The organism is Aliifodinibius sp. S!AR15-10, from assembly GCF_031569985.1.
In the GTDB taxonomy this organism is placed as follows: domain Bacteria; phylum Bacteroidota; class Rhodothermia; order Balneolales; family Balneolaceae; genus JAMQKA01.
On sequence record NZ_JAMQKA010000012.1, the window covers coordinates 41,221 to 64,215 of the forward strand.

Annotated in this window: 23 protein-coding genes; 2 read left to right on the plus strand and 21 right to left on the minus strand. The window is 47.4% G+C overall.

All coding sequences use genetic code 11. The annotated features are described in order from the left end of the window. Nucleotides 1-49 precede the first annotated feature (49 nt). The 10 genes from NC796_RS09875 to NC796_RS09920 form a co-directional block, all read right to left on the minus strand. Nucleotides 50-1,459: an efflux RND transporter periplasmic adaptor subunit gene (locus NC796_RS09875; protein ID WP_310684225.1), complete on the minus strand. Its 1,410-nt coding sequence runs from the start codon at nt 1,457-1,459 to the stop codon at nt 50-52. A gap of 37 nt (nt 1,460-1,496) precedes the next feature. After that, nucleotides 1,497-2,777, minus strand: coding sequence for a TolC family protein (locus tag NC796_RS09880; RefSeq protein WP_310684226.1), 1,281 nt, complete (start codon nt 2,775-2,777; stop codon nt 1,497-1,499). Nucleotides 2,778-2,949: 172 nt separating this feature from the next. Further along, nucleotides 2,950-3,402, minus strand: a complete 453-nt coding sequence (locus NC796_RS09885; protein WP_310684227.1) for a nuclear transport factor 2 family protein — start codon at nt 3,400-3,402, stop codon at nt 2,950-2,952. Nucleotides 3,403-3,418: 16 nt separating this feature from the next. Then, the gene (locus NC796_RS09890) at nt 3,419-4,489 is read right to left on the minus strand and encodes a DUF2231 domain-containing protein (RefSeq protein WP_310684228.1); all 1,071 of its coding nucleotides are present in this window, start codon (nt 4,487-4,489) and stop codon (nt 3,419-3,421) included. A 152-nt stretch (nt 4,490-4,641) separates the two neighbouring features. Further along, nucleotides 4,642-5,844: a permease gene (locus NC796_RS09895; RefSeq protein WP_310684229.1), complete on the minus strand. Its 1,203-nt coding sequence runs from the start codon at nt 5,842-5,844 to the stop codon at nt 4,642-4,644. 8 nt (nt 5,845-5,852) lie between these two features. After that, on the minus strand, nt 5,853-6,302 hold the full coding sequence (locus NC796_RS09900; protein WP_310684230.1) for a hypothetical protein: 450 nt from the start codon (nt 6,300-6,302) through the stop codon (nt 5,853-5,855). Further along, the gene (locus NC796_RS09905) at nt 6,302-7,768 is read right to left on the minus strand and encodes a multicopper oxidase family protein (RefSeq protein WP_310684231.1); all 1,467 of its coding nucleotides are present in this window, start codon (nt 7,766-7,768) and stop codon (nt 6,302-6,304) included. The genes NC796_RS09900 and NC796_RS09905 overlap by 1 nt, the downstream gene beginning before the upstream one ends. A gap of 5 nt (nt 7,769-7,773) precedes the next feature. After that, nucleotides 7,774-7,989 (minus strand): SHOCT domain-containing protein, encoded by a 216-nt coding sequence (locus tag NC796_RS09910; RefSeq protein ID WP_310684232.1) that lies wholly within the window; start codon nt 7,987-7,989, stop codon nt 7,774-7,776. A 57-nt stretch (nt 7,990-8,046) separates the two neighbouring features. After that, complete coding sequence (locus NC796_RS09915; RefSeq protein WP_310684233.1) at nt 8,047-8,811, minus strand: copper resistance protein B; 765 nt, start codon at nt 8,809-8,811, stop codon at nt 8,047-8,049. A gap of 57 nt (nt 8,812-8,868) precedes the next feature. Further along, nucleotides 8,869-10,689, minus strand: coding sequence for a copper resistance system multicopper oxidase (locus tag NC796_RS09920; protein WP_310684234.1), 1,821 nt, complete (start codon nt 10,687-10,689; stop codon nt 8,869-8,871). A gap of 155 nt (nt 10,690-10,844) precedes the next feature. Between NC796_RS09920 and NC796_RS09925 the strand changes: the two genes are divergently transcribed. After that, the gene (locus NC796_RS09925) at nt 10,845-11,567 is read left to right on the plus strand and encodes a response regulator transcription factor (protein WP_310684235.1); all 723 of its coding nucleotides are present in this window, start codon (nt 10,845-10,847) and stop codon (nt 11,565-11,567) included. Further along, nucleotides 11,560-13,005, plus strand: a complete 1,446-nt coding sequence (locus NC796_RS09930) for an ATP-binding protein (protein ID WP_310684236.1) — start codon at nt 11,560-11,562, stop codon at nt 13,003-13,005. Before NC796_RS09925 ends, NC796_RS09930 begins: the two co-directional genes overlap by 8 nt. On the opposite strand, the gene NC796_RS09935 is transcribed toward NC796_RS09930, so the two are convergent. The 11 genes from NC796_RS09935 to NC796_RS09985 all read right to left on the minus strand — a co-directional run bounded on the left by NC796_RS09935 (nt 13,002) and on the right by NC796_RS09985 (nt 22,975). Next, nucleotides 13,002-13,643 (minus strand): class I SAM-dependent methyltransferase, encoded by a 642-nt coding sequence (locus NC796_RS09935; RefSeq protein WP_310684237.1) that lies wholly within the window; start codon nt 13,641-13,643, stop codon nt 13,002-13,004. The genes NC796_RS09930 and NC796_RS09935 overlap by 4 nt on opposite strands. A gap of 47 nt (nt 13,644-13,690) precedes the next feature. Beyond that, nucleotides 13,691-14,308: a YceI family protein gene (locus tag NC796_RS09940; protein WP_310684238.1), complete on the minus strand. Its 618-nt coding sequence runs from the start codon at nt 14,306-14,308 to the stop codon at nt 13,691-13,693. An 80-nt stretch (nt 14,309-14,388) separates the two neighbouring features. Beyond that, the gene (locus tag NC796_RS09945; RefSeq protein ID WP_310684239.1) at nt 14,389-15,000 is read right to left on the minus strand and encodes a YceI family protein; all 612 of its coding nucleotides are present in this window, start codon (nt 14,998-15,000) and stop codon (nt 14,389-14,391) included. Between the two features lie 89 nt (nt 15,001-15,089). Next, nucleotides 15,090-16,382: a hypothetical protein gene (locus NC796_RS09950; RefSeq protein ID WP_310684240.1), complete on the minus strand. Its 1,293-nt coding sequence runs from the start codon at nt 16,380-16,382 to the stop codon at nt 15,090-15,092. 465 nt (nt 16,383-16,847) lie between these two features. Then, nucleotides 16,848-17,519 carry a hypothetical protein gene (locus NC796_RS09955; protein ID WP_310684241.1) on the minus strand — a complete coding sequence of 224 codons (672 nt, stop codon included), beginning with the start codon at nt 17,517-17,519 and terminating at the stop codon, nt 16,848-16,850. Between the two features lie 224 nt (nt 17,520-17,743). Next, entirely contained in the window at nt 17,744-18,889 is a 1,146-nt protein-coding gene (locus NC796_RS09960) for an NAD(P)/FAD-dependent oxidoreductase (RefSeq protein ID WP_310684242.1), read from the minus strand. Between the two features lie 96 nt (nt 18,890-18,985). Beyond that, nucleotides 18,986-19,168: a YHS domain-containing protein gene (locus tag NC796_RS09965; RefSeq protein WP_310684243.1), complete on the minus strand. Its 183-nt coding sequence runs from the start codon at nt 19,166-19,168 to the stop codon at nt 18,986-18,988. A gap of 9 nt (nt 19,169-19,177) precedes the next feature. Beyond that, the gene (locus tag NC796_RS09970; RefSeq protein WP_310684244.1) at nt 19,178-19,396 is read right to left on the minus strand and encodes a hypothetical protein; all 219 of its coding nucleotides are present in this window, start codon (nt 19,394-19,396) and stop codon (nt 19,178-19,180) included. A gap of 36 nt (nt 19,397-19,432) precedes the next feature. Next, complete coding sequence (locus NC796_RS09975; protein WP_310684245.1) at nt 19,433-19,621, minus strand: YHS domain-containing protein; 189 nt, start codon at nt 19,619-19,621, stop codon at nt 19,433-19,435. Nucleotides 19,622-19,874: 253 nt separating this feature from the next. Next, nucleotides 19,875-20,252, minus strand: a complete 378-nt coding sequence (locus NC796_RS09980; protein ID WP_310684246.1) for a cupredoxin domain-containing protein — start codon at nt 20,250-20,252, stop codon at nt 19,875-19,877. Nucleotides 20,253-20,269: 17 nt separating this feature from the next. After that, nucleotides 20,270-22,975, minus strand: a complete 2,706-nt coding sequence (locus NC796_RS09985) for a heavy metal translocating P-type ATPase (protein WP_310684247.1) — start codon at nt 22,973-22,975, stop codon at nt 20,270-20,272. Nucleotides 22,976-22,995 lie beyond the last annotated feature (20 nt).

Here is a 22,995-nt window from a genome sequence, read left to right on the forward strand (position 1 = left end):
AATCTCCAAAATGTTAAAAAGGGTTTGTGCTTTAACTTTACCCATGGATTCACATATTCATGTTTGAATGATCGGTAGTGTCGGCCGGCATCTCATCATGGTTCATTTCCCCGCCGGACATATCCGGGTTCTCCATTTCCATATCAGAAGTGTCATACTTTTGCTGCAGCATTTTTTGGATAGCTTCTTGCAGGCGGCTTTCACTATCAAAAAGGAATTGGGCTGAGGTCACAATCTCTTCACCCGGTTTTACGCCTTCCAGTATTTCAATTTCATTGTTTCGCTCGCCACCTTCCATTCCCAAGGTTACTTCGCGAGGTTCAAAGGCACCTTCTCCCTTGGCTACAAAAACGATGTTACGTTCCCCGGTTCTTATGATAGCCTCATTCGGAATGACTGAAACATTCTTCTTAGGTCTTGTTTGAATACGCACATTGGCAAACATTCCGGGCTTTAGTTCAAGATTAGGGTTGGAAAACTCCAGTCGTACCTGAACAGTTCGTGTTTTCTGGTCCAGGCTGGGATATATATAAGCAACTGTACCCTCGTAGGTTTTACCCGGTTGATAGGAAAGTTCCATTTGGGCGGGTTGACCCTCTTCAATCCAGGGCACTTCGTAGTCGTAAACGCTCGTTTGTATCCAAACAGATGAGAGATCTGCTATTTTATACGCCGGTGTACCCGCTTTAATATACTCGCCTTCCACGGCATTTTTATGAAGCACCATTCCTTTCGCAGGCGATTTCAGTGTGACTGCTTTTTTAACTTCCCCACTTTGTTCCAGTTGTTTTATCTCTGAATCGGGAATGTCCCAATATTCTAACCGTTTACGAGTAGCCTCAAGCAAGCTGTTGCCACCGGCACGAATGGTTTCAAAACTACTGGAAGCTACCTTATTCTGTGTTTTCAGAGCAAGCAGGTATTCTTGTTGGGTTGTAACAAGCTCGGGAGAATAGATGCTGAACAATGGCTGTCCGCGCTGGACCATTTTACCGGTGTAATCCACATATAGCTGCTCTACCCAACCGGAAATTTTTGGATTTACATTAAAGAGCTTCTGCTCATCGTATTCAACCTTACCAACAGCGCGGAGGACCGTTGATAGGTCTTTTTTTTGAACCGGGGCCGTTCTCACATTCATGTTTTGAACGACAACCGGATTTATTGTTATCATACCTTCCGAGCTGTTTGCTCCATCGGCATATACCGGAACCAAATCCATACCCATACTGGATTTGCCGGGTTGGTCATAAATTTCACTCGGATTCATCGGAGCTTGCCAGTACAGTATTTCGCGTTCTCCCTGTTTCTTGGTATCGGATTTCGATGTATCCTGCATCTCTTCAGCGGTTTGAGTAGTTGATGCTGAATTGTTAGTAGTTTGCGTCCCTAGCCAGTAGCCGCCCAGTGTAAAGATGGCAATTACAGCTAGGGAAAGAAGTATAGATTTGGTATTCATGGTGTTGGTCCTCATTGTTCCGTTTTTCTAAAATGGTTTAAAGGTCGGTGCCAGTTAGGGCTTCCAGTTCTACTACGGCCTTATGGTAATCGGCCACAAATCGATGGTAATCGAGGCGAAATTCAAAAAGCGTCAGTTCACTGTCGAGCAGGGAAAGGAAGTCCACTTTATCATTTTGATAACCGGCGATCGAAGATTCAAGCGACTCCTCGGCCTGTGGAATAATGCCGGTTTTGTAGAGATCAACCAGCCTCAGGTGTTTTTCTAGGTTGGTCAACGACTGCTGGAGCATTTGTTCAACGGAGTTTGCTACATTTAGGTAGCGATATTCCACGGAAGATTGCCTAATCCGGGTCTCCTGTACCTTTTTGTCCTGTTTCTTGTTGTAAAACAGTGGAATCTTGACATTGAACATGGCCGAGACAAAATCGTAGCCCGGCATTCCGTTTTGAAGTTCGTTTCGTTGGGTATAGGCCAGCCCTACTGCAAAATCGGGATAGCGGTCTTTGAGAGCCAAATCTACCTTTTGCCCACTTTGTTTTACAGCCGTTTTCCATGCAGAAAGCATGGGGCTGGTGCTGTCGGCTTGCTGAATGAGTGAGCTTAAATCGTACTTCTTCGGTTTCGGTTCAGAAGCCAACGGTCTCCCAAGTGGGGCATCTGCCGGCTGATCTATCAGTGTGTTAATTTGGGCCTGCATCGCTTCACGCTGCTGGCGAAGTTTGAGTTCGCGGTCAATCATCTTGGAAAGGGCCACCTGTGCTCGCAGTACATCTTGCTGAATGCCCTTGCCCACACCATATCGCGTTTCCGCAATTTCTACGAATTCTTTGAGCAGCTCTTGATTGTTTGCTACTGTTGCAAGAGCTTGATCGATGTAATAGAGATCGTAATAGGCCTGCTTGGTTTTCTTTATCAGCTGATTTTTGAGCTCACGATACTGTTGCAAAGTTATGTCTGACTCGCTGCGTGCAATGTCTCCTTTAAGGCCGAGCTTACCCGGGAAAGGAAAGTGCTGCATCAGGGAGATTTGCTTGCCGGTCATTGGTTCCTGGTCCAAGGCAAAGCTGTTGACCGGCAAGTTCATAAGACTTAAACCCAGCGTTGGGTCAGGCAACGCTTCCTGTTGCGATATTCTGGTTTTGCTAGCCTCCCATCCCTGAAATGAAGATTGTAGTTCAGGATTTTGGACCAATACTTTTTGGATCAGTTCATCCAGAACAAGCGTTGAATCATTAGTCTGTCCTTTTACTGCTAATGGGGCTATCAACAAAAAAGGAAGGAGTAAGATCAGGGGCGCAAAGATGATTTTGTTCATAGTTATTGCTGTGTATTTAGTTCAGTCAACGGAAAAAAGAGTTTCTTATCTTATTTCTGACTAAACTAACACCAACTACCTTAAATGAACCTTAAATCATCCCGGGGTTTTTAATAAAAAAAAGTCCTGCACCATTAATGCAGGACTTTGAGACAAAGTAATGAACTAAGACTTAGTTTCGACTAGCCGAGGACCAATGAAGGGCGGTGATTTGCCAATGACCTTCTTCCTTCTTAAGAACAGCCAGTTCGAGACTGTTAAGATCTAATTTTCTATCGCTATAGGTACCCCAAGTTTGCGAGTGAGTTGAGACCCAGGCGGTATTACCTTCAATCGTAACATTTCGTGATTCGACTTCTCGCTTCATGGCACTCAGAAATTTCCCATCAGAATGAAAGTGGTGAGATAAATATTCCTCCTTAGTTTCGATATTTCCACCTTCCAGGATTCGTACAGATTCTGATAGTAGGTTTTGGGCTGCCTGACTGTCATTATCAATAATAGCTTGGTGGAATCCATCAAGCGTGTTGATTACCTCTTTTTCTGTCGTAGAATTTTGTCCTACAGCAATGGAAGTTCCAATTATGAATAGGAGAACTGCAGTTAATGATATTCGAGTAAACATAACGTAGTTTTAATGATTAATTGAGTTGCGTTAAGGTCATCCGATCAATAAGTATGGTTCCAGTTCCATTTAGCTTTAGCCCCACACTTCCGGCCTCGGGAGCATCGCCATGGCCATGGACTACCATCTCTTTGTTGATGTAGCCGCGGAAATGCGTGCCGTTGCCAACCGTACGAATAAAGAGCATGCCCGAAGCTGAATAGGATTCTTCGGCAAATACTTGACTGTTGCCCCCGCTTACCCGTCCCTGGGATATGGTTCCTTCGGAAGAAAGCGTTACAAAATCATAGTTTTGGTCATCCTGCACGTGATTGACGAGAGATATCTTTCCATTGAAATCGGACAGATCCAGGTAGTAGTCAACCTGCACGTTTTGAAATGAGTCCTTTCCTACAAAGAAATTCGTGATAGAGTCAGCCGATATCCTAAGCAGGTGATTGTTGCCGCTGTTAACTATGGTTGGCTGCAGCTGGGAGGCTGACCCTTCCAGCCACCGGAACCGAGAAAGTAGGGTACTAACACCATTGGCACCGATTTTCCATGACCAGTTGCCATTATCACTGACGTTAAATGTTGATTCATCTTGTTGCAGACTATCAGTAGAGACGGAGGTATTGCTTTGTTGCTCTACTAGCTGACCGGTACCCGCTCCATAGCCAAAGACCATTTCAGCACCATGATCTCCTGTTTCATAGAGAAAGAACACTCCGGGCAAGGCAAGGGCAAACAGCCCAATTCTAATCGCTTTATGATCCATTTTTTGATACCAGTGGAGCAGAATCCGCGATACGGCATAGATTCCAAAGAACCAGACGGTCCACAGGGCCCAATCAGCATGTTCATTCAAAACCGATTGCGCTCCCGACGGCAAAAACACGCTGTCGGCCGCCCAGGTCCCGGTATAGTAAGCGGCTATACCTGATACTGCGCCAATACTATATAGGATGGTAGATTTCAGATCATCCCACCATTTATCGGGTAGAAAGAAGTTTAGCAAGTCCATCAATACTGCCAACAGAATAATAGCAATGGGAAAGTGAACCAGCATCGGGTGTATGTTGGGGGCCCATTCGGGAATCAATTCCATAAAAATCCTCAAACCTCTACGTTTAAATTGTAAATAACATCACATTTAATGGTGATTACAGAAAATGACAGTCTGCGAAACTTAAAAGATAATGTACCAACCTTAAATTAAGCTTAAACTCTTTTCATAGTGTAATCAGCTATTTACAGAAGCTAGATTGCAGTAACCAAAAATGAAATAAGTCCACCGGAAAGAATAGCGATAAACAGGTAAACGGCGGTTTTCTTAATCTTACCACCGCTTTCCATGTCCATCATTTTCATTTCGTGGCTCTGCAGGTATTTTTTATGCAGCCACACCAAGGCTCCCGCAATCCACACAAAAACAAGGTTCATCCAGAAGGTGTAGTCGATTTTGAATTGAGTGATCTCCGAAACTACGCGCCTGCTTTCCGGTACAATGCCCAAAAATGAGAAGAGCCCGTTCAGAATCAAGGCCGTCAGTACAATGCTGACAAACATGATTCCTGCAATATAGAGAGCGACCCGCCAGCCGTAGTATTTGGCATTGATATGGACCAATGGGGGTACCATCAGGTCGGAGTAGATAAAGCCCATGATACCGGCAAATAGGACTCCATTTTGATTGAGTACCGTTGCCAGTGGGATGTTGCCCATCGAGCCGATAAAAGTGGATGCTGCCACAAACGGGGCTACCATGGCATTTTCAAGCGTCACCAGCCAATCAGGTAGATGTTGGGCATCCGCCAGGAAAAGCGTGGTCCAGAACGATTCGGGTACTAGTACGGCTACAAATCCAGCGATGGTGAAGCCAATCAAAATATCCTCCCAGGCCATCTTCCAGTCGTTGACAAACTTGTGTCCGACCAACTGCCATCCTTCTTTGCTGGTGATGCGCTCTTTCCAGTCGAAATCTTCGGTCAGTCCATCGTCATCTTGTTCCACCTTTTCGCGGGCTGCCTGCAGCCAGCTTTCGGGATAGGTCCATTTGATAAGCAAACTGCTTATGGCGATAAGTACGAGTCCTCCAACAAGTTCCGCGGCCAGGAATTGCCATCCCAGAAAGATGAGGATTAGAATTCCCAGCTCAATGACCAGATTGGTGGATGCAAACATAAAGGCCACAGCTGCAATAAAGTGAGCTCCTTTTTTGACAAGGGAACGGGCGGCAGCCAGTGCGGCAAACGAACACGAGGAAGAAGCCGCGCCAAAGAACGTAGACAGGGAAATGCTTTTAAGGTCCGCGTTGCCCATATATTTAGTGAGTTCTTTTTTGGGAACAAACGCCTGGATCATCCCGCTGACAAAATAACCGAGCACAAAAGCCCAGCCGGATTTCCAGAAGAACCCGAGGGCTGTTTTTGCTGATTCGCCATAAAGATTAATAAAATCCATAATGAAGGTTATTTTGTCCGGTGATTGAACTTTTTTGTGCTCTTTTCTGCAAGATAAAGGCTAAGGGCCGGTAAAAAGGTTATCTGCAGTATTGGGGACAGGCCTACTTGATAATTCAAGAGTTCAATTACAGCCATATTCGAAGAATATTCCCATAGGTCCAGCACTTTTGCCACCCACTCCAGAAAAATACTCAGGGGAAAACTGATGCCTATCAGTAGTGCATATTCTTTTAAGTTAGAAGGTTGAATATGTTGGGAGGGCATAAGAAGAGTGGTCATTTTCCAGATACCCAAGACAATGAGTATATCACCGAAAATAGCCGCCCACATCCAAATAGTAGCTTCCCAGAAAGGCCAGTCCCACATACTATATAAAAATAAACACTGTGTAAACTCCCATACCGTGTGTAGAATAAATGCCCAGAAAACAATATGCAGAGTTGTATTCTGATTCATTACACTATCTTTAGGTTTGCCATCATACCCGCATCTTCATGTTCAAGATTATGGCAGTGAAATACATACAATCCTTTTGGAGCGTCGAATGTCATTATCACGCGAACTCGTTCCCCGGGCATGACCAGCACAGTATCTTTCCATCCGGTTTCGGTTGGGAGCAGGCCTCGGCTTCCGCTTCGGCTTAGCACCTTAAATTGCACCACATGAATATGCATGGGATGAGGGACGGCGGAGTTGTTGATAAACTCCCAAATTTCGGTATCTCCCTGGGATACCTCCTCATCCACTCGAAGCATTTCAAACTGGCGTCCGTTTATGGTGTGGCCTCTCATCATCTCCATATTCAGCTCGATACTTCGCGTGCGCTCGGCATCCTCTTCATTGGGGAAATTAATATCAGAGAGTTGCCGGGGAAGATCTATTGGAGCGGAAGAGTCGGCCTCATTACCTATCCGAAACTCCATTAGCGGAAATTCGCTGCCTTGCTCCGGTCCGCTTTGTCCCATCAATTGGGACATATTTCCCATCATGCCACCATTAGATGGCACTGAGAATTCCTTACTGATTAATTCTGCGGAGTTATTGGAGAATCCATTAGAAAAATCCACCAAAATATCCGCACGTTCTCCGGGAGCCAGTAAAAGCTCGTTAGATTCAACGGGTTGTGGTAAAAGCCCCCCGTCTGAACCGATCACTGTAAACGAATTTCCGTTACGGAATGCAATGTTATAGATCCGGGCATTTGAGCCATTTAGCAACCGCAACCGGTAGGGCCGAGGCTGTACTTCGTGATAAGGATTGGGTATGCCGTTTACTAAAATATGGCCACCCAGATAACCCGTCATCATGCGCTCCGGCGTAGAAGGATTATAGTAAATATTCCCGGAGTCATCTATTTTTCGATCCTGAATGACCAACGGTAGTTCGTAATCCCCGGAAGGAAGGTTTAACGCTTGCTCCTCATCGTCAGTCACGATAAAAAATCCCGCTAATCCCCGATAAACTTGTGGACCTGTAATTTTATGTGGGTGAGGATGATACCAATAGGTCCCGGCTCGCTGATTAATTGTAAACTCATAGGGGTAGCTTCCTTCGGAAATAACATCCTTGGGATGTCCGTCCATGTCAGGTGGCACAATCATGCCATGCCAATGGATGATGCTTTCCTGGCCTATGTCATTTTGAAATTGAACATGGAATCGCTCTCCTCTTTTTATGCGAACAATCGGACCCGGCAGGCTCCCGTTAAACTGCAGGCCGTCCAAAGTATATTGTTCCGCAATCGTAAGGTTACTGCGAGAAGCCTGAAGCTGATCACTATTCAGGGTATCGGGAAATTGTAGGGGGAAGCCATAGACATCCGAATCATTACTACCGGCATTCATACAGGAGGTGATAACAGAAGGGGCCAATAAGAATCCAGCACCGGCTCCCGTATACTTTAAGAAGGTTTTCCTATTCATTTAAATTATTTTTGTAATTCTTGCTTTCGCCTGTGGAACTCCTCTTCATCAATTTCCCCATTGGCATACCGGCGCTTAAGGATTTCCATGGGCGTTTTGTTGTTCTGTTTGTTTTGATTGGAGTTTATTAGAGCTCGAATGGCTATTATGACCAGTACAATGATTATGAACCACCAGACGAACATCATCCACCCACCTCCAAAGAAATTAAAATCATGCATAATACTCTTCTGATTGTATCAATTGATTTTATAAAGCAAAAGTATCAGAATAATTCACTAAAACCACATGCGAACTCCGCCCAGGAGACTTAGGTTGCTGGCATTTCCGCCCCCAGCGCGAGCCATTTCGGCGGTTTCGCCCAGCTTTCGCTCCCAGTTGATACCAATGTAGGGTGCAAACTCCCGCGCGAATTCATAGCGAAGCCGGAAGCCCAGCCCAATGTTGTTAAAGCCGGATCCGACGCCCCATTCGGATACTTCTTGCACGGCAATACTGGTCTCAAACACCGGCTGACCGATAAGTCGCTGGGTAAACAACAGGTCATATACAGCTTCCAGGGAGGCAGAAATGTCGCCGTCTTCACTGAAGAACATACCGCCATCCACGTGAAAGAAATAAGGCGCCATGCCTTGCAGGCCAATCACGGCAAAGCCTCTGGACTTGTTGCCCCCGCCTTCATAGGCCAGGTCATAGCGGATTCCACCTTGGATGTCAAAGTAAGGCCCAATGGCGCGGCTGTAAAGGCCCTGAAACTCCATCTCGGCCTCACGTTCGGTGGTCAATGCTTCGCCGTGGGATTTAAACCAGAACTTATTTAGGTCTTTGCCCACATAGCCTTGCACTTCCCACATCAGGGGATTAATGCCGCTGACGCTTCGGTATTCCAGTTTTTCAGCAATCAGGTAGACGTAGGTTTTATCGTCCATCATCAGATCGTTGCTGAACTCAGGTGCCTTCTGTGCTAAGGCTGAGCTGCCAGCCATTACAATAATAACTACTGTAGTGAGAATGAATAATGAGGCGCGTTTAATTATGGTCATTATGATACAAATTTGTATGTCAGATAGAATTCGTTTTTTAGGGCTCGCTGGGTCTGTTTACGAATAGTCCTGCCCGTAAATACTTCCATTTTCATCGGCCACCTGAACTACGCGGAACATCCCGCGCTCCATGTGATAAAGGATGTGGCAGTGGAAGGCCCAACGTCCCTTGTCGCGTGGCGTAATAAGGGCTGAAATGCGCTGCGCCGGTTGTACAAGCAGGGTGTGCTGCCGGGGATTATGCTGCCCATTGCCGTTTTCCAGCTCCATCCACATCCCGTGCAGGTGAATGGGATGTTCCATCATGGTGTCGTTGACCAGTGTGAGACGCAGGCGCTCGTTGTGGGTAAACTCGATGGGGCCATCTACTTCATGGAATTGCTTGCCGTCGAAAGACCACATATACCGTTCCATGTTGCCGGTCAGGTGCAGTTCAACTTCCCGCTGGGCGTCGCGCGTGTCTTTATTGGGACGCAAGCTCCGCAGATCATTATAGACCAGAACTTTACGACCGTCGTTGCCGAGGCCGATTCCGGGTTCGTCGAGCCGGTCAAACTGGTTTTGGGCAATAGCAGCAGCGCCCGGTCCGTGCTTGTCGGGACCATGTTTTACGGGGAATTTGGAGTCTTTGGACATATCCATGTTTCCATGATTCATATCTCCGTGATTCATATCCCCATGGTCCATTCCTTCCATGTCGTCGCCTTCCATATCCATGCCGCTCATTGACATCATCATGCCCATGTCTTTCATATCCCGTTTGGGCCGGGAGCGGAGATCAGGCACTTGTGCTGACATGCCTTTGCGTGGTGCAAGCGTGCCACGGGCATAGCCGCTGCGGTCCAGGGATTCGGCAAAAATGGTATAAGGCTTTTCTTCTTTGGGTTCTACGACAACATCATAGGTTTCGGCAATACCGATGCGAAATTCGTCAATGGGTACCGGCTCTACATTCTGTCCATCGGCTGCTACCACAGTCATCTCCAGGCCGGGAATGCGAACATCAAAAGCAGTAGTACCCGCTGAGGCATTGATAAATCGCAGGCGCACTTTTTCCCCTTTCTTGAACAGGGCGTTCCAGTTGGAGTTTGGGCCGTGGCCATTCATCAAGTAGGTGTAGGTAGCGCCGGTGACATCCAGTAGATCGGTGGCGCTCATCCGCATATTCCCGAACATGGCATAGTCTTTAATCGTGTCGCCAAGGCCGTTCTTTTTAACATCGCTGAAGAATTCGCCAAGGTCGCGCTTCTGGTAGTTGTAATAGCCCTCCATTTTGATGTTGTTGGCTAACACGTCGTGAGGATCTTCGAACGTCCAGTCGGAAAGTACAATCGGGTAGTCCCGATCATATTCAACCGGATCCTCATCAGCGGGATCAATGACCAGCGGTCCGTAGTGGCCAAGCTGTTCCTGCAGTCCCGAGTGACTATGGTACCAATAGGTCCCATTCTGCCGTACCGGATACCGGTATTCAAAGGTCTCACCGGGAGCGATGCCGTCAAAACTAACTCCGGGTACGCCATCCATCTGGAAGGGCAACAGGATCCCGTGCCAGTGGATGGAAGTCGTATCATCCAGTTTGTTGGTTACTCGAAGCATTACGTCTTGTCCTTCTTGCAGGCGGATTAAGGGCCCTGGCACCGAACCGTTGATGCCAATGGCTTCGCCCCGCTTACCGTCAATCTTGTGCGGCATTTTACCGATTGTCAAATCAATGACATCGTCGGGGCCCTTGGGAGTTAACACTTCCCGATTCTTGCTGCCGAAGCCCGCTAACGCGTAGCCCGGCAATACCGCACTTGCCCCGGCAAAAGCTGCCAGGGAGCCAGCATATCGGAGAAAGGTGCGGCGATTCATACCATTATTATCGTCACTCATAAATCAGCGTAACCTATTGTTTTTAATTAGTTAAAACGTTGGTTTCCAAATGTCGAACCGAAACATACAAACTGAACCTTAAATTAAGCTTAAAACATTATTGGTCAGTGTCTTTTATCTTAGGGTGTTATTTCATGAAATAGAATTACAGTTTTATGTGGATATTATTAGTTGAAGATGAAAAACAGCTTGCCCGTTCCCTCAAGCGTGGACTGGAAGAAGAGGGACATGTAGTGGAAGTAATGCACGACGGAGAGGAGGCTGAGCTACAGGGACTGGTGAATGATTACGATATGGTAGTACTGGACTGGCGGCTGCCTAACCGTGATGGCAAGCAAATTTTGGAGCATTGGCGTGCAGAAGACCGATCTTTTCCAGTCCTTATGTTAACAGCACTGGGAGACTTGGATCACAAGGTTGCGGGGTTGGATGCCGGAGCCGATGATTATATGGGTAAGCCATTTTCTTTTGAGGAGCTGCTGGCACGCGTTCGAGCATTAGGACGGCGTTCCTCGGAGATGCAGAATAATGACCCTGTTTCTGTAGGACCTATTGAACTAGATTCGCGGAAGCATTGGGTAAAAGTTTGTGGCATTAAGCGTTCGTTGCGACCTAAGGAGTTTATACTTTTAGAACTTTTGCTCAATGAACCGGAGACCGTCTTTTCCAAAACACAGATTGCCGAGCGGGTCTGGGGATCGGCGTATTACGTCAGTGACAACACGATTGAAGCCACAATCTCTACGCTACGACAAAAGCTGGCTGAATCATTTGAAGAATGCGAGGAAGATTTCCTGGAGGATAATTCAAAGGTCATTGAAACCATACGAGGAGCAGGTTATCGCCTTAATAGCAATTTAACACAGACAAATGAATAGTATAGTGGCGCGTGTCACCTCCTTTTTTGACAGGTTGTCTATTTCCAAGAAACTGGCATTTTGGTACGGGCTAAGTTTATTCCTAATGCTCAGTCTGTTTGGCTATTTCCTGTACGAGACGTTTCATCAGTCCATTCATCATAATTATGACCGGCACCTTCGTTTTGAAGCTGAGCAGTTGTTTTCTCATATAAACACCGAAGATTCACTCTCCATTGATCTTACAGGGTATAGTAGGAATGCGGCACTCAAAAGTGGTGTAGAATACGGCACCTACGTTAGGATATATACTCAAGAAGGGCAGCTTATCTACAGGAGTCCGAACTTTACCAATGTCGACCAGCCATTGGAAACTGATATCCCCAATGCAACCGAAGAGTATTCCTTTAGCAGCCAGTGGCAAGATCTGCCGGCACGGACGCTTTTCTATCCCATAAAAGACAACGATGATCAACTACGAGGTTGGCTGGAGGTTACTGGCTTCGAGTGGACCCTTCATGAAGAGCTAAACCGCTTCAGGCGGTATATCATCATATTGATAGCTATTAGTGTTGCATTTTCGATTCTGGGGGGATACTGGCTTTCCAGGCGGGCACTGTCACCGGTTGCTTCTATTATTGAGGCTGCTAAAAACATTTCCGCGACGGATTTGGATAATCGCATTCCGGTCAACTACCAGGTGCGGGATGAGCTAACCGAGCTGGCAGAAACCTTTAATATAATGCTTAATCGCCTGCAAAAAGGCTTTGAGCGTGAAAAACGCTTTACCTCCGATGCGGCCCACGAATTGATGACGCCCCTATCATCCCTGAGAAGCGATGCGGAAATTATGCTGCGGAAACCTCGATCCAAGGAAGAATATCGGGAAACTATTCAACGGATGTTAACAGAAACCCGTCGAATGAGTGAGATGGTTCATCTGTTGCTTCAGCTGTCAAGAGTAGAATCGGTGCATCGTTCTGAGCCGGATATCGTTAATATAAGCCGCATCACAGAAGCAGTAGCGAGTAAACACCAGGAAAATGCCCAAGGCAAGAACATCAATATTCAAACGCAGATTGATCCCGACCTGCACGTTCGCGCGCATGGAGCATATATTGAGGAGGTTGTCAATAATCTGCTTGAAAATGCGGTAAAATATACGTCTGGTAGCGGAAAGGTAAACCTGAAACTTCAACGAAGTAGTGACAAAGCTGTTATCCACCTGAGTGATACTGGGATCGGTTTTGATAAGGAGACCAAAAAGCACCTGTTTGAACGGTTTTATCGCGCAAATGAGTCAGAAGTGCAGGAGCAGTCCGGAAGTGGCTTGGGGCTGCCACTTGTTAAGGCAATTGTAGAATTATATAACGGAAAAATTCGCGCCTACAGTGAGGGACAAGACAAAGGGAGTACGTTTGTAGTCGAATTTCCCCTGGCAAAAGATAAGGAGGTTTAATGGGGTTTTTTTGCTTCAATCCTTTTGAAGATGCCCATTGCGGTTAGATCCTGCACCCGTACAATATTCCATCCAGCCTTTTCAACATTCGCAACTGTCTGGCGGGCAATATGAACGCCACTTAAATAATGAATGGGAGCATCCAGTTTTTCTATTATGCCGGCCAAAACGGGTTGTTCCGGCTTCATGTGTTCTAGCAGATACAGTTTCCCGCTGGACTTGGTGACGCGCAGGGCTTCCTTTAATCCCAATATGGGATCGGGCACCGAGCAAAACACGAAAGTGGCAACCAGATCGTCGAAGTGGTTGTCAGGAAAGTCCATGTCTTGGGCATCCATCTCTTTAAGGGTAACACGGTCTTGTTGCTTTTTATCAAGCAGTTGTTTGGCCCGTTTTAGCATGCCCGGAGAAAGGTCAATTCCTGTTAACTTAATCTCATCGGGATAGTAGGGGATATTTTTGCCTGTGCCTACTCCGATTTCCAATACCGTTGGTCCGTGAATTTGTTGCCATAGTTTTTGTCGCCATTTTTTATACCACAATTGCTCGACCGGCCACTCCATTAGGTTATAAATAACTGATGTAGCGTTATATCGCTTTTTGGTATGTTCGGTATGTTGTCGGCTGTGTTCCATCATTTCATGTTAACTATAATTGCAGCAGATTTTTTTGCACTGGAATTCTATCAGGAAGATTTAAGTCGCACCGTTACGTCAAAATAGACCGTTAGCTTGTTGCTGGCCTTGATTAATCCAAGCAGAGCCGTAGGCGGTTTTATATCATATGTTTTCATGCTGATTTGTTTGCTTCCTTTTACCCTGAACCGATCATCGCTGAGCAGCTTGCCTTTTACGTACACCTGCGTAGTATCTTGAATACCCGCAATTTCGAGCACTCCGGTTGTTTTGATACTCATCCAGTCGTTCTTTTGATCGATTGACGATGTTGTACTATCAACCAGGATCGCATGAAGGAGTTTGTAACTAATGGAGGGGTATTCCCCGGCCTTAAGGGCTTTATACATGTCGTTGTTCATGGCTTTTCTGCCACATTCCAGGGAATAAACCGGAATACTGACGGAGATAGTAACCGCACCGTGACCTTTAACATTTTCTTGAGGATTGCCGGTATTTTCAATCGTTCCGTTGCCGGATAACCGCTCGGCCTGACATCTGTAATCGACAATGCTGGCAGATCCCTCGATCCAAAGTTTGCCTCCCTGTTCTATCTCAATCACACCTTGTGGCGAAATTTGAGCTTCTGCCGGAAAAGTGATCATTGAGAATAAACTCAAAAGTAGCATGATATAAATCCAGCTGGAGCGAGTCAGATTACTGGAAGCCAAAGATCCAACAATACTTCCGGTCCGTGATAGTGGTTGTCTCAATGTCGATTTGCTGTTAAAAGAATATTGAATTTAATGGTTACTTCTTCTCCGCTTTTAATGGTCCCAAAAACTGCGGAAGGCGGATCAACACCATAATCTTTCATATTAATACCATAGGTTCCTTCAAACCGGTAGTTGTCTTCTCCAACCTTGGTTCCTTTCACCGGAAAGGAAACCTCATTTACGGTCCCGGCAACATTCAAATTTCCTTTCACCTTCAGGGTAAACGATTCAGCAGACTGTACCGTATCCGCCAGTTCCGATGAAGTAAGGTTGAACATAATTTGGGGATGATCTTTCTCTTTCAACGCCCCGTAAATCTTCCTATTCATTCCTCCCTTGCCACTCTCGATAGATTTGACCGGAATATTCAAAGACAGGGAGGTTACCGGCGCTTCTGGATTTTTCTGGTCTAAAAGAGCCGGGTCCAAAGAAACGGAAAGATCCATCTCCTCAACATCGGCCTCCCAATCATGAATCGTGGAAGTTCCTGTAATAACCATAGTGCTGTTTTTGTTGAGCGTGTACTCTGCCGACTGCGCCGATCCAATAAAGGGAACAAGCAGCAAGATGGATGCTATCCATATCATGTTTTTTAGTATGTTCATAATAACTATGGATTCAGGTATTGTTGCAGGGTTATGTGAATTAACGGCGCGGATTGTAGCCGCGCCGTTAAACGCAGGTTGCTCTATTTTTAGAAACTGATGACAGCTTCGATTACAACGCCGTTAAACTCAGCGCCTTCGAATGGCGAGCCGGTATATCCTTCCCCATCATAGTTCTGGGTCACGTACTCCAGCTTGGCCAGTACGTTTTTGGTCAGGAACCAGCCACCGCCGATGTTGAAGCGATCGATTTCAATGTCACCACTGGTCATTTCACCATCGACCAGGTTGTAGCGACCGCCGATATAGAGATCTTCACCGGCACCGAATCTATACAGCAGTTCGGCTCCATACTGGTTGAAGGTGCGGCGGTCATCGGCAGATTTGATTTTGCCGCTGGTATTTTCAAACACACCGTAGAATTCCAGTCCTTGATATTTGATGAACGGGTTGATCATGAAGGCGGTCATTTCGCCGGGGGCTGCAGGCTGGCCGAAGCCCGGAGTAAAGCTCGGGGCAAAGCGGCCGGCGCGAAAGTTGCCCGGGGTAATAACATCGTAATAGCGGGAACCGGCCCGGTCACCCGAGTACAGGTAAATGGATGCCGACTGTGCAATATTGAGGATGGAGCCGGTTAGGCGCACGCGCAGATCCTCGTTGATCTGCTTGTCGTAACCGAGCTTCCCGTACACAGAGGGTTTGGTTTTAAAGTCATCCTCGGCCGCATCGGTCACGCTTTGGTTCAGTTTGCCGTTGCTTACCCCGAACATGGCTAGCAGGCCTTCATTGTAGTAGTACAACTCACCGGCCACTTCGGTGGTAAACGAATCCATAATGTAGTTGCCTACAAAGGGGTTGTGAATGGCTTGGGCATTGTCGGATCTTCGGAAGTGATTATCGCCATAGTTCAACTCCATATGGCCCACTTTAAAGCGTACCTTGTCCATCAGTCCGCCCAGAAATCCTTCCTGGATAAAGTCGAGTCGGTCCACCTGCAGGTAACCACCTTTAACATAGGCTTCATTATGGTTTTGAGAAGAGAGGTAGGTACGCAGGTGCATGCGCACGCCGTTGACAAGCGCAACATCCAGATCCAGATTGGACGTAGCCAGGTTAAAGTTGGACTCCAGTTCGGATAGCGAGCCTGCTGCATTGTCGTGCCGCAGCCCTTGGAACTGTAGCGTATTGGCCCCGCCAATGCGAATATTTAAGCCATCGAATTCAACATCGGTATAGAAGGGCGCTTCAAACTGGTTAAGCCCTCGTTGATCAGGGTATGTGAAATATTGCATTTCACGATCAAACTGTTGAGCGAAAGCGCTTCCCGCACTTAAAAAGAGTGCGACAACGCCGAATATGATATGTTTAATTGGGAGTTTCATAATGATGTCTTGATTTTTGGGTTATAAGTAAAAAGTAAAATTTTCAAATTCATAGAGTAGGTCTGTTTATAGTGAAATACATACCGCCATTTGAATAGCAGCGGATATTAAAGTTTCTACTCAATGATAATGCCTTAATCCTTAAAGCAAGCTTAAATCAGATAAAAAAGTCTGAAATTGATTTTAACCAGCAATGCTAGGTGAAATATGGCGTGATGGCTGTTTCCCATTTTTGGGGTATTGCAGATGGGGAGATTAGTCCAGCCTCCGGTCACAGGTACCAAGTTTCACATGCTCATTAATAGCTTTATCCATCTCATGTAAGCAGTTGTTAAGCGCTATCTATTATTTTGTCGCTGCTGATGTGATATTCTAGTGCTCGTAGGTATGGAATAGTTACCTACGATTAGGTTAAAATAAAGAGTGGTAACATATTGATGATAGGTTCTGTTGTAAAACAAGGTTTCAAATCAGCCGGATCACAAAGTAGCTACCATCGTCATCACTGGTAAATTTTTGACGGATGATGCCCCGATCTTTATCAATGATCTCAATAACCTGATAACCAAATCCTTTCATTTTAATGCCCAGCACATACACACCGAGATCCACTTCCGAGTTAATTTGATACTGCCCGGCCTGCAGGGTATCGTTAGATACAACCTGCCGGCTATATATTCTAACATTGCTTTTCCCTCCCAAAAAGCCCACCAGTCCCTTATCAATATTCAAGGCAAATTCAATAGGTTCCATCTCCCATCCGGGCTTGGGAGCCGTTGGGTAAAAAGCATTCGTATCCAACAGGTTGACCTTGATTTCGCTGCCTTTTCCGTAGTCAGTAAACGGGAAAACATTCAACAGTACTTGTTGTTCGTCCGGCCGGCAGGTATAGATGGTTCTGGTGCTGTCCTGTAGCTCCCCTTCAGCATTATACGAATACAGCTCCACCGGGAGTCGGTAGTTATCCGATTGTTCCTCGATGGAACCAACCACGAGTTTTTGAAAGGATTCCAGCTCTCCCTCTTTGTTGTAATTGCACTTTTTGTACCGATTATTGTCAATTTCAAAAAGTACCATCTTCCTGGATTGTTGGGCACTGGTATCGAGGGGAAGTGACCACCATAATCCGATTCCCATTACAGCAATTGATAACAATTGGAAGCATTTTTTCTTAGTGCTTTTTTGAAATATTATTGGTTTTGTCATATGCATTAAAGATTGAAGAGGGCAACATTGATCCTGAGGTAGGAATCTATTCTTGAAGAAATAAAATTCCAAACTTCCAGTCATTCTTCACCGAATGCTTAAGACAAACGTATTATCTAATAATTGATGAAATAGATTTATGTAAAATAGGAGAATCAGCATTCCACTTCGGCATAGGCGTGCTCGCCGTGTCTGCACCATACGCACGAGCAGTTCTCGTGCATGCACTGCTTGTCTTCCAGGCGGGTTTTAAAGGCTCGTTTGGCGACCGGCAATACAGTTCGTTTGTACCAGCTCGGGTTATACTGTGTTTGCAGTGTGGGTATAATGTCGTCCTTTTCTGCCAGCCGGTCCAGCATGATCGTATAGCCCAGGTTTTCCAGGCGGGTAAACAGCCAGCGGTTGGCCAGGGAGGTTTCCATCTTCGGGATGATATGCTCTTTACACAGGGCCGGATAGGAACGATGCTTGATGATGCTTTGGGCGGCCAGGTAGCCCGAGTGCATGGCAAAGCGTATGCCGAAGCCGAACAACAAATCCTGGAAGCCCGCATTTTCGCCTACATAGTAGATACGGTGGTCTTTCATCAGTGGTTGGTTCAGGGAAAAATTGATATATCCGCCGAAACTTTTGGAATCGATGATATCGATATCGACGTGCTTTTGCATCCGTTTGAGGGCCGCATCAAAAAAGGAGAAGGATTCCGAAAATTTTTCAAACAGACAGGTAGCAAAGGTGGCCTTGCCCTCATTGACCAGCAGGTAGGCATAACCCTGGGGAGCAATTTCGTCGTCAAGGAAAGCCGCGTAATAGTTTTCATGCATAGTTTTGAATACCATACCGCGGGCCACGGCATCGGCGGCCTTGGGTCCGGTAGCGATGATTACTTTTCCGTTCGGGGCGTGCGTCATGCGTTTTCCCCATTCAAACTGCACGCCCGCTTTCAAAGCCTGCCGTTTGAGGCCCTGGTCCAGGCTCCACTCGCTGGTTCCGCGTTCCACCAGGTAGAAGAGCGGCCGGGACATGTTAAAATTGTACTTTTCTCCGGAGGGATTAAAGAAGTCGCCGTCGGCATACGATTCAAAGCGGAAATTCGTTTCGACGCCGACGGCCTCCAGGAACTGGCGAGCGTCTTCTTCGGTCGACCAGTTTTCGATGCCCTGGTAATCGCCGTTGAAACGCGTGCCTACATCTTCTTTCATTTCGTAAACCGTAACGGGATACCCGTTTTTAGCAAGATTGATGGCAGCTACCAGGCCTGCCGGTCCGGCGCCTATGACGTGTATGTGTCCTTCATTCATATCGGTCTTATTATGTTCAATTTGAAATGCACCCGGCCGGTTCAGGATCCGGGCGCATGAGAGTGTATTGGGGATGGTATGTCAGGATTCAATATGTTAATGGCAGCCACTTTTATGCGAAGCGCTGCCGGATATATAGTGATCCGGGTCCTCCAGGAAGGTATCCTGGCAGGAAGGGCAGCAGAAATAGAGCATTTTGCCCTCGTACTCCATATTGGGAGCCGTGGCCAGGTCGTCGATCTGCAGGCCGCTTACCGGACAGGTTTCATGATGTGCCATAATAGCCTCCTATCGTTTATATTTGGGATTCAGGATTGTTGAATAAGACGGCTGGCCGTTTGCCGGGTAACGTTTCTCAGCGAACTTGACCAGGTGTTGGTCAAAAATATCTTTGCAGGTCGAAGTACAGAAGGTAATCACCTTCCCATTTACGCTGCTCCTGGGAGCTTGGGTGGGGTTGATGACTTCATTACCGGTCACTGCGCATACCTTGTTTGTTCTTGCCATAAAGGGTTGGTTTAGCGGTTGTCGATTATCTCCTAGTTAGTGATGGTGATGATGGTGTCCTTCGGCGCCGCTGTTGCCGGCATATGTCGCCGGGTTGCTGTCGAAGGTTTCCTTGCAGTTCTCGCAGCAGAAGTAGTAGGTCGTTCCCTTGTACTCACTACTGGGTGCAGTTGATATGTCATTGATTTCGTGTCCCATTACGGGGCATATTTGTTCGTTGTTCATGATGTTCTCCATGTTTGGTTAATGTTTAAAAAATGGAGGCCCGGCCTGGGGATTGGGAGTAATCGTATAGAAAGGCCGGGCCGTCCATCGGGGGATTAATCTTGTTCGAGGCATCCACAGATTGTTCCATGTAAGGGCCCGGGCTACGCTTAACTGCTTGTGACCAGGGACTCTTCCCCGCTGTATGAGATTCAATATGGATCGTCGGTTCTTCATGATGCGTTCTGCGGATTTGTTTGATTTTAGATTTTTGTTATTCGACTATCAGTTTGCCACGGAGCATCCCCATGGCGCACTGAAACTCATACTCACCGGGCTGCTCCGGAGTAAACTCAACCGGAATGGTTTTGTGCGGCGTTAGCGTAGCTTGCTTGCCGAAGTCCGGGAACACCACCTGCTCGGAGCAGGCGGCGGTTTCTTCCCGCAGAAAGTTTAGTTTTACCGGTTTTCCGGCTTTCACGACAACAACATTGGGGCTGTAACCGCCTTTTACTTTAATCAGGGCTTCCTGTAGCCCTCCGGCGCCGCTTTGAACATGGGTACCCTCCGAGCTGGAAAGCCAGAAATACCACACGACAAGTGCAATTAGCAGGATGCCTCCGATCAGCACAAAAATTTCATCGAGTGTCATAATAATCTCCTTTTAATTTAGTTGGCTTTTGAAAATTTTGGTTGGAACTTGCGCAGCCGGTTGGCATTGGTAACAACTGTTACAGAACTAAAGGCCATGGCGGCGGCTGCAATCAACGGAGAGAGCAGTAGACCGAACAGCGGGTAGAACACTCCTGCGGCAATCGGCAGTCCGGCTGTGTTATAGGCAAAGGCGCCAAACAGGTTCTGTTTGATATTTCTCATCGTCGCCTTGGAAAGCTGGATCGCCAGTACCACGCCCTTCAGGCTGCCTTTGATCAGGGTGATATCGGAGGCCTCGATCGCCACGTCAGTTCCGGTGCCGATGGCCAGTCCGATATCGGCCTGGGCAAGCGCTGGCGCATCGTTGATGCCGTCGCCCACCATGGCCACCCGTTTGCCTTCGTTCTGCAGCTTCTGCACGTTTATTGCTTTGTCTTCGGGCAGCACTTCGGCCATAACGCGATCCACGCCCACTTGACGCGCTATAGCATCGGCGGTACGCCGGTTGTCGCCGGTAATCATGACAACCTCCAGCCCCATTTTCTTCAACTGGGCAATGGCTTCTTTCGAATCCGGTTTCACCGTATCGGCCACAGCCACGATTCCAGCGGCCTTGCCGTCCACGGCGACAAACATCGGGGTTTTACCGTCATCGGCCAGGGTTACGCTCTGATCCTGCAGGCCGCCGACATCAATATTGTTATCGAGCATCATTTTAATATTTCCGAGGAGTACCTTGCGTCCGTCCACTTCGGCTTCTACCCCGTGACCGGGCACGGCGTTAAAGTTTTTGGGGTCCAGAAGGGTGAGTTCTCGCTCTTCTGCTCCTTTTATGATGGCTTCACCCAGCGGGTGTTCGGAAGCGCGCTCCACGCTGGCGCTCCAGGCCAGCACATTTTCTTCGGTAAAACCGTTGGCCGTAACCACGTCGGTCAGAGAGGGTTGTCCTTCCGTAATTGTTCCCGTCTTGTCCAAAACAATTGCATCGAGTTTCTGTGCGGTCTCCAGCGCCTCACCACTGCGAATCAGGATGCCGTTTTCGGCTCCTTTACCTACACCCACCATCAGAGAGATCGGGGTAGCCAGACCCAGCGCGCAGGGGCAGGCGATAATCAGTACGGTCACGGCTACAACGAGCGCGTAAATAAGTGCGGGAGCCGGACCTACAAGATACCAGATTACGAAAGCAGCGATAGCCAAGATAATGACGGCGGGCACGAAGTAGCCGGAAACTTTGTCCACCACCCGCTGAATGGGCGGCTTGGAACTCTGGGCTTCCTCGACCATCTGTACAATCTGGGCCAGGGCGGTGTCTTTGCCCACCTTGGTGGCCCGGAATTTAAATGAACCCGTTTTATTGATGGTGGCGCCGATCACCTCATCACCATTATGTTTTTCAACCGGAATGGATTCCCCGGTGATCATAGATTCGTCAATAGCCGAAGAGCCTTCCACGATTTCGCCGTCAACCGGTATCTTCTCACCGGGACGAACTACAATTATATCGTCCAATACTACTTCTTCGACGGGTATATCTTGTTCTTTCCCATCACGCACTACACGCGCGGTTTTGGCCTGCAAGCCCATCAATTTCTTAATGGCCTCAGAACTGCGCCCTTTGGCTCTAATCTCTAAAGCCAGGCCTAAATCTACCAGTGCTACAACCACCGCTGTAACATCATAAAATACTTCAGCCAGTGCTTCAGTTGGAAAGATTTCCGGGAATAATACTGCTACCGTAGAGTACAGCCAGGCTGCCGTAATACCCACGGCAATAAGGGTATGCATGTTCGCCGACCGGTTTTTGAAAGCTGCCCACGCTCCGGTATAGAAATGTGAACCTGCCCAGAACATTACCGGCAGGGTTACAACGCCCATCGAGAACCAGATCCAGTACAGCAGGTCGGTGCCCCGCTGGAACTGGTCCGGCAGGCCCAGGAAATCGGGATAGCTAAAAATCATCACAGGTATGGAGATCACTGCGGAAAAAATAAATTTCCACATCAATGATTTATATTCTTTTTCGCGGACCAGCTGATTCTCGTCCACCGGTACTTCTTTAGTTTTGGGCTTCTCTTGTTTGCCGGTTTTTTTATCGTCTTCAACCGGATCGGGTAGTCGGGAAGCCTCAAAGGTTTCATATCCTAACCGTTCAATAATGTTCTTGATTGCGGGCATGTCCACCTCTGAGGGCAGGTATTTGACAACGGCCGATTCGGTCCCCAGGTCGATGCTGGCGCTGAGCACACCGGGGGTCTGGTCAAGCTCGCGCTCAATCTGGGAGACGCACGAATTGCAGTGCATGCCTCCGATGCCCAACCGGAGTGTGGCATAACCTGCCTTATAGCCTGATTTCTTAATGGCCCCGATGATCTGTGTTACCGACGTTTCAGAACGATCGAACTCTACATAGGCCTTTTCGGTGGCTCCGTTCACCACTGCTTTTTGAATACCAGGCAGCCGGCGGATCTCCTTCTCGATCGTAACCGCGCAGGAAGCACAGCTCATATCCACGATCGGCAGCTGCAATTTTTCCACCCCGTTGGGGGTGATGTTGTAGGTTGCTCCCGCTTTATCTTTCCCGGTAACAAATTTTTCAGGGTTCTCTTCAAATTCGTTTTTGCATTTTTCCGAGCAGAATTCGAAGGTCTCTCCCTGGTACGTACTTTGCCAGTCGGAGGGACTCTCCACTTCCATTCCGCAAACAATATCTTTAGCCATCGGTTGCTCCGTTATAGGTT